The organism is Streptomyces sp. NRRL F-525, from assembly GCF_000716605.1.
Classification (GTDB): domain Bacteria; phylum Actinomycetota; class Actinomycetes; order Streptomycetales; family Streptomycetaceae; genus Streptomyces.
The window spans coordinates 372,288-383,770 of sequence record NZ_JNXE01000002.1 but is presented as its reverse complement, the minus strand read 5'-3'; the positions used below and the strand labels follow the sequence as shown (position 1 = coordinate 383,770).

The 11,483-nt window shown below is 70.8% G+C and carries 8 protein-coding genes; 2 read left to right on the top strand and 6 right to left on the bottom strand.

The annotated features are described in order from the left end of the window. Positions 1–128 precede the first annotated feature (128 nt). Positions 129–1,484 carry a helix-turn-helix domain-containing protein gene (locus OO69_RS04790; protein WP_033279112.1) on the bottom strand — a complete coding sequence of 452 codons (1,356 nt, stop codon included), beginning with the start codon at positions 1,482–1,484 and terminating at the stop codon, positions 129–131. Between the two features lie 291 nt (positions 1,485–1,775). Between OO69_RS04790 and OO69_RS51865 the strand changes: the two genes are divergently transcribed. Beyond that, positions 1,776–1,928, top strand: a complete 153-nt coding sequence (locus OO69_RS51865) for a hypothetical protein (RefSeq protein ID WP_158697264.1) — start codon at positions 1,776–1,778, stop codon at positions 1,926–1,928. 34 nt (positions 1,929–1,962) lie between these two features. On the opposite strand, the gene OO69_RS04785 is transcribed toward OO69_RS51865, so the two are convergent. Genes OO69_RS04785 through OO69_RS04775 form a run of 3 tightly spaced genes read right to left on the bottom strand, consistent with a single transcriptional unit; the run spans position 1,963 to position 6,262 of the window. Beyond that, complete coding sequence (locus OO69_RS04785) at positions 1,963–4,383, bottom strand: ABC transporter ATP-binding protein (protein ID WP_051800766.1); 2,421 nt, start codon at positions 4,381–4,383, stop codon at positions 1,963–1,965. Then, entirely contained in the window at positions 4,380–5,282 is a 903-nt protein-coding gene (locus OO69_RS04780; protein ID WP_033279111.1) for an ABC transporter permease, read from the bottom strand. Before OO69_RS04780 ends, OO69_RS04785 begins: the two co-directional genes overlap by 4 nt. Continuing rightward, the gene (locus OO69_RS04775) at positions 5,279–6,262 is read right to left on the bottom strand and encodes an ABC transporter permease (protein ID WP_033279110.1); all 984 of its coding nucleotides are present in this window, start codon (positions 6,260–6,262) and stop codon (positions 5,279–5,281) included. Before OO69_RS04775 ends, OO69_RS04780 begins: the two co-directional genes overlap by 4 nt. A gap of 112 nt (positions 6,263–6,374) precedes the next feature. On the opposite strand from OO69_RS04775, the gene OO69_RS04770 reads away from it, so the two are divergent. Then, positions 6,375–8,057: an ABC transporter family substrate-binding protein gene (locus OO69_RS04770; protein WP_234444333.1), complete on the top strand. Its 1,683-nt coding sequence runs from the start codon at positions 6,375–6,377 to the stop codon at positions 8,055–8,057. Between the two features lie 55 nt (positions 8,058–8,112). Here the strand turns inward: OO69_RS04770 and OO69_RS04765 are convergent, their stop codons facing one another. Both OO69_RS04765 and OO69_RS04760 read right to left on the bottom strand, forming a co-directional pair. Further along, positions 8,113–9,291, bottom strand: coding sequence for an IS701 family transposase (locus OO69_RS04765; protein ID WP_033279108.1), 1,179 nt, complete (start codon positions 9,289–9,291; stop codon positions 8,113–8,115). A 31-nt stretch (positions 9,292–9,322) separates the two neighbouring features. Next, a complete protein-coding gene (locus OO69_RS04760) occupies positions 9,323–11,482 on the bottom strand; it encodes an AGE family epimerase/isomerase (RefSeq protein WP_033279107.1) in 2,160 nt (719 codons plus the stop codon). Between the last annotated feature and the right edge of the window lies 1 nt (position 11,483).

Sequence of the window (11,483 nt, the reverse complement as noted above, 5' to 3'; positions counted from 1 at the left end):
GGCGAATGGTCCATGCCTTTACCAGGTGCGACGGCCAATGGTCCATGCCTTTGCGCGGCGCCGCCCACGCGCTGAACTCCACCTGGACGGTAGGGAACCCGGCCGGATTCGGGAATGCGGCCGGGAGCTCAGGAACGGTGCTGCTCGGTGAAGATCTGGCTGGGGTCGCGGTGCGGTGCCATGCCGGCCGCCGACAGGGCCCGGTCGTACGCCTTGAGGGCCTCGACGGTGTTGCCCTGCCGCTTCCACAGGTCGCCCAGGTAACGCCAGTTGAGCGCCACCTGGTGGGACGGCCGGAACTGGCGCAACTGCCGGGTGGCGGCCTGGAGATACTGCGCGGCCTGGTCGAAGTTGCCGCGCATCAGCTGGATCTCGGCGAGCGTGCCCCGGGCGCCGACGGCCTGGATGCGGGACTCGGTGCCGGTCAGCCCGAGGGCGCGCTCGGCGTGCGCCGCGGCCTCGTCCCAGTGCCCGAGCATCGCGTCCGCGTCGGCGAGCCCGATCTCGCACTGGGCCAGCTCCGGCGCGTTGCCCACCTCGGCCAGCAGTTGCTGCGCCTCCTCCAACAGCTGCTTGCCGCGCGCCGGTTCGGGCTCGTCGACCTGGAGCAGGAGCGAGCCGTAGTTCATCTTGAGCATGGCGAGATGACGGAGGTTGTCGTCCTCGGACATCAGCGCGAGCGCCCGCTCCACCAGGGCCATGGCCTCGTTGAGCTGGCCGCGGGAGCGGGCCACCAGACCCGCGTTCCAGTACACGGCGCCCCGGGCGGCCCGCGCGCCCTGCTTGTCGGCGGCGTCGAGGAGCTTCCCGCCCATGAGCTGGGCCCGGGTCAGGTCACCGCGCATGTGGTACGACGCCATGAGCGTGGCGCCTAGCTGGACGTGGTCGACCGTCACGTCCAGGCCGAGGGCGTCCAGCCGGGACATGGCCCGCTCGCCGATCTCGATGCTGAGCGTGATGTCGCCGGCGTCGCGGTAGCAGCGGCACAGGGCGACCGCCGTCTGGCACCACTCGGTGGAACCCGGGGCCAGGTCGGGGTCGCGGTAGAGCTCTTCCAGGACCGCGATGGCGGCCTCGGTGCGGTCCAGCTTCTCCAGCGCGGAGGCCTGGCCCATGCGGGCGCGCCGGGTCATGGAGACGTCCAGCAGGGCGGGCCTGGTCAGCAGCTCGCTGAGGGTTTGCAGTGCCTCGCCGTTGCTGCCGTTGCGCAAAGCCATCTCGCCGAAGGCCAGCCGCAGCCGGGCCTCTTCCAGCTCGTGGTCGTCCCGGCCGCTGCGCAGGTACTCCGCGGAGCAGCCGAGGCGCTCCGCGAGCGCGGCGAGCACGGACTCCGAGGGGGCGCGCTTGCCGGATTCGATCAAGGAGATGTAACTCGCCGATATCTCGCTGGACGCCAGATCCTGCTGCTTGAGGCCACGTTTGCCGCGCAGCAGCCGGATGCGCTCGCCCAGCCCTGTCGTCGTCGTGTTTTCGAGGGGGTCCATGTGGGCTCCTTGGAGGTGGCTATGACCACCGGGATGACAGATCAACGTTACCAGTAAGTCGCCCACGATCCAATGGAGTTGGCATGATCGATTCGCTGGCGCGAAGTGGTCTGGACTGGCATTTTTTGAATTGACGCTAATTCAGATTTCATATGGGTAAGGGCATTCCGCTTTTCGAGATCGTCTTTTGCGAGATTAATACTTGACTGATTGAGTAAGTTCTTGTTGACTCATCTTGTCAACGCGTCATCCGTAAATGGTCATCCGTAAATGCTCGGAGAGGAGATTTTCATGAGCATCAAAGTATTCACGCTCATAGCAATCGTCGTCTTCGTAGGTGGACTTGTGACGAGCGGACTCTGGTTGAACGGTTCGGGTGCCACCACCCATCCCCTGCGCGAAGGCATCGCACAGTCCAGCGGTGCGAGCGGTGCCTGCTGCTGAGGCGACGCCCGTACGGACGAACGGCACTTCAGGCTCAGTGGACCGGTGGACGGTCCGGCGGCTGGTTCGACGGCCTGCCGGACGTCCCCCGGTCTGTCCGTATGTGCTGCCAGGGCATTCCGCCGTGCGGGAAATGACAGGCCACGGTGTGCGTGCCGGCGACGGTGACCTGAGCGGCCCGCGGAATCTCGTCCTCGCACCGCGCACGCCGCCCCGGCGCGAGCAGCGCGGCGACGGGACAACGGGCCAGGAACCGGCATCCGGCCGTGACCGGCACCCCGGACGGAGGGTCGCCCGGCAGTACGATCCGGCGCCGGGCGCGCTCGGCGACCGGGTCCGGCAGCGGGACGGCCGAGAGCAGGGCCCGCGCGTAGGGATGCCGGGGCGCGTCGAAGATCTCGTCCACGGGCCCGGTCTCCACGGTCCGCCCGGCGTACATGACGGACACCCGGTCGGCGATCTGCCGCACCACGGCGAGGTCGTGCGACACGAGGAGATAGGCGGGCCCCAACTCCCGCTTGAGCCGCAGCAGCAGATCCAGGATCTGCGCCTGCACGGACACGTCCAACGCGGACACGGGTTCGTCGAGCAGCAGCAACGCGGGCTCGACGGCCAGCGCGCGGGCGATGGCGACCCGCTGCCGCTGCCCGCCGGAGAACTGATGCGGATACCGCTCCGCGTCCCCCACGTCCAGCCCCACCTGCCGGAGCAACCGCGGAATCCGTGACGCCACGACGTCCCGCGGCACGCGCCGGGCGTGGAGCGGCTCGGCGACGATGTCGCCCACCGGCATCCGCGGATCCAGACTCGACATGGGATCCTGCGGCACGATCTGCACGGCCCCGCGCAGCAGCCGTGCCGTCCGCCGGGTCAGCCGTGAGACGTCCTGCCCGAGGATCTCCACGACACCCGCCTCCGGCGCGGCGAGCGACACGATCTCCATGAGCACCGTGGACTTGCCGGCGCCGGACTCGCCCACGAGCGCGAGGGTCTCACCGCGGCGGACCTCCAGATCGACCTCTTCCACGGCGACGACCGCACGCTCGCGACGCCGCCGGCCGCTGGACGGGACGTAGGACTTGGCCAAGCCGGTTACGCGGAGGACGAGTTCGGGTGGGGTTGGTTGGGGGAGTGAGGGTGCGGGGCGTGGCGGATTCGGGAGGGGCGGGGTGGGGCGCGTCCGTGACCCTGGGTTCTCGTTGCCGGAGGCGGGAGGTGTGCTGCGCCTCCATGGCCAGAGGTTCCCGGTGCGGGGCGTGGACGGTGCGGTGTTTCTGTGGCGCCCTGGGCTCCTGTCACCGGGTGTGGACCGTTCCAGCGACCCCGGTGCGGGTGGCAAGGCCCGACTCGGCGACCCTGGGCCCCCGTCGTCAGGACTGAACAACGCCGGGCCCTCCACCCCTCCCTCGCCCCGCGCATCCCCTCCCGCCTCCCCGCTCGGCGGGAACAGTTCCACCGCCGTCCGCTGCGACACCAACCGGACCCGGCGGCAAGCCGCCTCGTGGGCGTCGATGCCCGCCAGGCCTGCCCTGGACGGGCTGTCCACGCCCAGGAGTTGGATGTCCGAGGTGACGCAGTCCGGTTCCGCGAGGGGGCAGCGTGGGGCGAAGGCGCAGCCGGGGGGCGTGCTGCCCGGCGTGGGGGCCGTGCCCGGGATCGGGGTGAGGGGGGAGCGGGCGTCGGGGCGGGGTACCGAGCCGATCAGGCCGAGGGTGTACGGCATGCGGGGGCGGGTCAGGACCGCCTCCACCGGGCCCGTTTCCACGATGCGGCCCGCGTACAGGACGGCGACCCGGTCCGCCGCGCCCGCGACCACCCCCAGGTCGTGGGTGACCAGGAGCAGCGCCGCGCCCGTCTCGCGCCGGGCGGCGGCCAGGGCCTCCAACACCTGGGCCTGGACGGTGACATCGAGCGCGCTGGTGGGCTCGTCCGCGATCAGGACGTCGGGGCTGTTGGCCATCGCCATCGCGATCATCGCCCGCTGGCGCATCCCGCCGGAGAGCTGGTGGGGGTACGCGCGTGCCGCCCACCCCGGCCTCGGCACCCCTACGAAGTCCAGCAGTTCCACCGCCGTCCGCTGCGCCGACTCCCGCCGTGGGCGCGGGTGTTGGTGGATGCGCAGCGCCTCCGCGATCTGGTCGCCGACCCGCCGCACCGGGGTGAAGGCATGCAGCGGGTCCTGGAAGACCATCGCGATGCGGCGGCCGCGGATCCGCGCCAACTCCCGTGCCGCTAGGCCTAGTAGCTCCTCGCCCAGGAGTCGTACCGAACCGCCGACCCGCGCACCCGGCGGGGCCAGGCCCATCAGCGCCAGCGCCGTGAGTGTCTTGCCGGTGCCCGACTCGCCCACCAGGCCCAGGACTTCACCGCGGCGGAGGGTGAGGTCGACACCGCGCACCACAGGTGACGTGCCGAGAGTGACCGTCAGACCGCGGACCTCCAGCACGGTGGTCAACTGGGTATCCCTGACAGGGGAGTTCGGGACGGGCGGCTCGTGCAGGCGTCCACCGTCGTCGGGTCCAGCGCGTCCCGCAGGGCACCGCCCACCAGGTTGACCGCCAGCACGAACGCGATCAGCAGGCCCGTGGGGAAGAAGAACATCCACGGATACACCAGCGCCACATCCGTCGCGTCCGCGATCAGCGTGCCGAGGGAGACGTCGGGCGGCTGGACGCCCAGGCCGAAGTACGACAGCCCGGTCTCACTGATCACGGCCCCGCCCACGGCGATCGTCGCGTCCGTGATCAGGAACGACGCCGTGTGCGGCAGCACATGCCGCCAGATGATCCGCGGAGCCGAGACGCCCATCAGCCGTGCCACCACCACGAACTGACGCTCCTTCAGGGACAGCGTCATGCCCCGCACCGCCCGCGCCGTGACCATCCAGCTCAGCAGCGCCAGCAGCCCGACCAGCGCGATCCAGCCCCGCTCGCGCAGCTTCGGCGCGACCACGACCAGCACGAGCAGGCCGGGGAGGACGAGCATCAGGTCCACGACGAACATCAGCACCCGGTCCGTCCAGCCGCCGAAGTAGCCGGCGCAGGCACCCACCGCCGCCGCCAGCACAGTGGAGAAGAGAGCGACCAGCAACCCGATCAGCAGCGACTTCTGCAACCCCCGCACCACCTGGGCGAACACGTCCTGCCCGATCCGGTTCGTGCCCATCCAGTGCCGCGCGTCGGGCGGTTGCCGCAGCGCCGTGTAGTCGACGTCCGTGTGTGTCCACGGGCTGACGAACGGTCCTACGAAAGCCAGCGCGAACAGCGACAGCAGGACCGCCAGCCCGCACAACGCCCCCGGCCGCCGCACCATCCGCCGCAGCACCGCCCGACCCCGACCGCCGACGCCCGTCACGGCTGCCGCACCCGGGGATCGAGGAGCGCGTGCACGACGTCGGCCAGCAGTCCGGCCAGCAGCACGACGGCCGCGGCGAACAGGTCGATCGCCACCACCGAGTTGATGTCGCCCTTCTGCACCGAGTCGACGAGCCAACTGCCCATGCCGGGCCAGCCGAAGACCTCCTCGGTGAACACCGCCCCGGTGAACAGGGTCAGCATCCCGAAGGAGAAGAACACCGACACCGGGACGAGCGAGATCCGCAGCCCGTGCCGCAGCAGCGCCCGCCCCGGGGTGAGCCCCTTGGCCTGGGCGGTGCGGAGATGGTCGGCGCCGAGTACGTCGAGGGTCGCGGCGCGCTGGTAGCGGCTGTACGAGGCGATCGCGGGGATGGCCACGCAGATCGCCGGGAGGAGCAAGTGGGCGCCCGTGTCGCGCAGTTGGGCCACCCAGCCGCCCTGCAGCGCCGGAGTGTGCTCGCCCGTGTACAGGATGACCGTGCTGCCCGCGGCCCGGTTGACCGCCAGCGCGCCGGTCTTCAGCAGCAGCGCCAGCACGAACGTCGGCACGCACAGCACCGCGAACGAGAACACCGTGAGCGCCCGGTCGCCCAGGCCGCCGCGCCGTACCGCCGCCCACACCCCGGCCAGCACGCCGACTGCCGTACCGGCCACCGTGCCCACCAGCAGCAGCCGTACGGACACCCCGACCCGGCGGCCGAACTCGGCGTCCACGGACTCGCCGTCGATGGTCCGGCCCAGGTCGCCGTGGACGGCCCGGTCCGCCCAGTGCGCGAAGCGTTCGGGCAGCGGGGCGCGGTCGTCCATGCCCAGCCGGACCAGCTCGTCGTCGACGACCCGGCTCGGCGGAGGTGGCTGCCGGCCCTCGAAGTAGGCGCGCGGATCCAGCGCCGTGGAGGCGAGGGCGTAGGTGAGGACGACGGAGGAGAGGAAGAGGATCGTGCAGTGGACCAGGCGCCTGAGGATCAGGGAGAGCATGGAACTCGTTCCGCTTCATGTGGGTGACACATCGTGATGTTAAGCTCCGGCTCCGCAATTCGCGGGACAGTTCGGGCAGTTGACGGTTCGTCCGCACTGGGAGGGCCGTTAGGTGGAGCGATTACGGGTCTGGTCCGCGTGGGCGGTGGCCTGCGCACTCACCCTCCTCGTGGCCGGCTGTTCCGGCTCCCCGGTCCCCGACCGGCACTCGGCCCTGCCGACGTACGGCACGTACGACATCAACTCCCGTCCCACGGACGCCCTTCGCTCGGGCGGGACGCTGACCCTGCCGATCGCGCAGATGATCACGCAGTTCAACTTCGGCCAGGTCGACGGGGCGTTGGACGACGTGTGGACCGTCGACAGCATGACCGAGCCCCGGCTCTTCGCCCGTGACGTCAAGGGCGTCCCGCACGCGGTCCCCGAGTACCTTCTCTCCGCGTCCGTCACCGGCACCTCGCCCCAGGTCGTCACCTACCGGCTCAACCCGAAGGCCCGCTGGTCCGACGGAAATCCCCTGAGCTGGCGGGACTTCGCCGCCCAGTGGCACGCCCTCTCCGGCGCCGACCAGCGCTACCTGGTCGCCGACACCAGCGGCTACGACCGCATCGCGGACATCCGCCAGGGCGCCGGCCCGCACGAGGTCCGCGTCACCTTCAAGCAGCCGTACGCCGACTGGCGCAGGCTGTTCACCCCGCTCTTCCCGGCCGCCGGCTACGACACCCCGCAGCGCTTCAACTCCGGCTGGCAGGGTCAACTGCCCATCACCGCCGGGCCGTTCAAGCTCGCCACGGTCGACAGGACCGCGCAGACGCTCACCTTCGTGCCCGACCCCCGCTGGTGGGGCGGCGAACCCCGCCTCGACCGGATCGTCTTCCGCGTCCTCGACGCCGACGCCGCCCTCCAGGCGTTCCTGAACGGTGAGGTCGACGCGGTCAACGCGGCCACCAGCGAGGCCTACGCCCAGTTGAAGAAGGCGTCCGACAGCGACATCCGCATCGGCTCCGCGTGGGACGAGGTGCACATCACCCTCAACGGCGCGGGCGGCCCGCTCGCCGACCGGGCCGTGCGCAACGCGGTCCAACAGGCAGTCGATCGAAGCGCGTTGGCCGATGTCGCCGCCGAGGGGCTCCCGGTGAAGGTGCCGCTGCTCGGCAACCACTTCTTCATGACCAACCAGCCCGGATACACCGACAACTCGCGCCCGTACGGGAGTTACGACCCCGCCGCCGCCGAACGCGCCTTGGACGCGGCCGGTTGGAAGAGCCCGGGGAGCGGGAAGACCCGGGTCAAGAACGGCCGTAACCTCACGCTCCGCTTCGTGCTCAGCGAGGGCACCAACCGGCTCGGCGAGGATCTCGCCCAGCTCGTCCAGCACATGCTCGCCCAGGTCGGCGTGCAGGTCGTCATCCAGCAGGTGCCCGCCTCCGCCTACGCACCGCAGTACCTGGAGAAGGGCAACTTCGACCTCGCCATCTTCCGCTTCACCGGCCTGACTTACCCCAGTTCCGCCTACGCCGTCTACCGCCGCCCCGAGAAGGGACAGGCCTTCCAGAACTACGGCGGGGTCGGCTCGGCCGAGGTGGACAAGCTCCTCGCCCAGGCCGTCGGCACCCTCGACGAACGGGCCGCCGAGAAGCTCTACGACCGGGCGGACGCCGAGATCTGGAAGCTCGGCCACGACATCGAGCTGTACCAGCGGCCCCAAATCCTCGCCGTGCGCAAGGGGTTGGCGAACTACGGGGTGCCCGGACTCGGTGACGTCGACTTCAGCCGGGTCGGCTGGCAGAAGTGAGCGTGCGAAAGCCCCGTACGGACGGATCCGTACAGGGCCCTCGCGGCGCGCGCACTCAGGCACGTGCGCGGGTCAGCGCTCTCTCGTCGGCCTGCTGGCGCACCATGTCGTAGCCGAACGCGGCCGAGGCCAGCGTCACATGGTGGTGCCAGCCGCGGAAGGAACGGCCCTCGAAGTCGCCGAGCCCGAACTCCTCGTGCATCCGGCCCAGCGCCTCCTCGGCGAACCTGCGCAGCTGCGCCAGCGGCACGATCTCCGCGAGGCGGCGGGCAGGGAGGTTCGTCAGCCAGTAGGCGCGCGGCCGGGGGCGGCCGTAGGGCCAGTCCGCGAGGAGCAGGCGCGGTCGGGGGACCGCACCGGAGGCCGGGTCCGCGCGGAGCAGGACCGGGCCCGTCACGAACTCCGAGTGCCGCATGCGTTCGGTCACCGGGTCGTGCCAGGTCACCGAGGTGCGCTCACCGTGCCGGGCCGCGTGCGCGGCGAGTTCGGCGAGTGTGCCGCGCACCCCGGGGGCGGTGGCCTGCCGCCGGGGCAGCAGGACCGGGGTGTGCGGCGCGGCCTGCACGAGATAGCCCAGGCCGCGCGCCTCGAGGCCGCGCAGCAGCGGGTCGGGGTCGCTCTCGCAGCGCCAGTCGGCCAGGACAGGCAGCGGTTCCAGGGACCACTCGTCGAGCATCTCGTCGAGCGCCTCCAGGACGTAGCTCCAGCGGGGACGGCAGCGCTCTTGGACCGGTACATGAGCCTGGCCGCGCAGGCGTTCGTCGCGGTCCCAGCGGGCCGGCAGCATCAGCCGCCAGTTCACCGGGACCCCGCCGGCCTGGCCCACCAGCGAGGCGGCGAGGGCCAGTTGGCAGTTCACGGTCCGCTCCTGCGAGGCCGCGTACTGCCGGGCCACGCCCACCGACCGGTCGCCGTTCTTGGCGAAGACGACCTCGTCGATGGACCAGGCCTCGGCCCGCGAGGCCCGCACCACCTGCCGGGCGAGCCGCCCCCGTACGGGAGCGGACGCCCACGGACTCTGGTTCACGAACTGCTGGATCTGCTGCACGGCCCGCCTGCCGAGCACCTGCTCGGAGATCCGGGCCGGTGTCTTGCGCCCGGGCACGTCCAGCAGCCCGCGCACATACACCTCGCCCCAGCGCCGCTGGTCGGCACGGGTGAAGTCGCCGAACAGGTCACGGCAGTAGGCGGGGAGACCGGCGGAGGTCCCCGGCGGTGCCCCCGGGGCGCGCATCGGGGGTAATGGGAGGGCGAAGGTCGCGAGGTCAGTCATGGTTGCACTCGTCACCCCCAGCCAGCAGGAAGGCGTCCGTCGCGAGCAACGCGTCCGCCACGTCCGGCAGCGCGCAGCCCACGATGACGAAGTCGACGTCCAGGCCCGCCTTGGTGCGCTGGAACAGCAGCTCGTTGATGGCGGGCCGGCACATGCCCCCGACCTCGCAGAGGTGGAACTCCACGCGGCGCGGGGTCGCGGCCATGACCTCGGCCAATATGCGGCGGAACTTGCCCAGTTCGGCCGCGTCGATCACCCCGTGGCAGACGACGTGCGCGGTGCCGCCGTCGAACGAGGTGCGCATCCGCAGCCGCATCGTGGCCGGCTCCAGCTCGACGCGGACCCGTACGGGTTCGTCGCCGCGCGGCAGCCGGACGGTGAGCGCCTTGCCGTCGAAGTCCTGGTGCGGCCGGTCGTCGACCCACACCCGGGTCAGCTCCACGGTGCCCGTCGGCAGCAGATCGGGCGCCACGCGCAGCACCCGGTCCGGGAGGTCCTCCGGGCGGGGCTTGAAGTGCAGGGTGATCGGGTCGTTGCTGAGCAGCAGCCCGGTGTAGGTGGCCGCGAGGTAGCACAGCTCCAGCGCGTGGTAGCCGGCCATGGCGTGGCTGCCCTTGAGCCGCTCGGTGCCCAGCAGGTACGGGATGCCGCTGGCGAGCACGTTGAAGTAGACGCCGCCGTCCTGGTAGTCGAGGAAGAAGGCGTTGTAGAACGCCGCCGCCTCGCGCCCCAGCCGCAGTTGCTCCGGGTCGCCGGTGGTGCCGGCCAGGATGAGATAGGCGAGTATCGCCTGCTCCTGCTGCCACCAGGCCTTGCGGTCGTGCCACACCATGCGGTGGATGCCGCTGTCCGGGTCGGGCTGCCGCTCGACCACGTCCAGCCAGCCGCCGCGCAGTCCGTCGCTGCCCACCGCCGGCATGATCTCGGCGATGCGCTCGGCGGTCGTGGCGTACTCGGTCTTGTCGAACAGGGACTTGATGCGGGTCAGGTTCCAGGCGATCTTCAGGTTGTGGCCGACGACCGCCCGGTCCTGCTGCCAGCCCCAGGTCCGGTCCGGACTCCAGTCCGCGTGGAATCGCTCCTGGACGAAGGGGCTGTTCGGCTCGTCGGGGAACCGCTCCACGATGGTGTCCGCGGTCTCCTCCAGGAGCGCCGCGAAGTCCGAACGGCCCGTCGCCAGAAAGGCGTTGATCAGGTACGCCGGGGCGTGATCGCCCACCGAGTTCCAGTTCTTGCGGGCCCGGTTGCGGCCGAGCGAGTCGGCGTTCGGGTCCAGGGTGATCGGGTCGATGTGCGAGAAGAACCCGCCGCGCACGGGGTCGCGGAAGTACTTCTGGAACAGCGCGGACGTCCGGTCGATGTCCTCCAGGATCCGCGGGTCGCCGGTGATGCGGAACGTCTGGGTGGGGCCGGCGAGCGCGTAGATCTGCTCGTACATCGGGATCGCGTCGAAGTCGTCGCCGAACTCCGAGGCGAAGACCGGGCGATGACCCGACGAGGTGATGTCGATGCCGTGGTACCAGTAGGTGATGCCGTCGGCCACGTCGTCCACCCGCATGTGCTCGCGCAGATACAGGGTGCCCGCCTCGGCCGCCTCCAGGAAGCGGTCCTCGCCGGTCAGCAGGTACGCCGTGGACAGGCCGTAGACGAGCCGGGAGATGGTGTCCGTCTCCTGGCGCACGTCCCCGCCGGCGAAGTCCGGCAGATGGGTGCCGCTGAGCGTGATGTGGGTGCGGAAGTTGCGCCAGTCGTACACCCCGTCGGGGAACTGGCCGCGCAGGTAGAAGTCGGCGATGGCGGTGGCCTGTTGGACCCACCACTTCGGGTGCTCGAAGACGTACTGGCCGCGCGTCTCCTCCGGGAAGGTGATCTCCTTCGCGTCGAACCGGGAGCCGCCCTCCCACTCGTAGTGGATGCCGTACGCGAAGACGAACCGGCCCTCGGCCAGCATGTCGACGGTCTCGGCGGTGGTGTCGCGGTAGTCGTCACCGAGGTTGCGGACGATGCGGGAGACGGCGTTGGACGCCAGGTGGACGGTGAACTCCCGTTCGTCGGAGGTGCGCAGGCCGAAACGGCGGCCGGTCGGGCTGTAGTACGTGACGTAGCCCGCGAGGGTGTCGGAGTGGATGCGGCGTTGGGCAGGGGTAGTCATC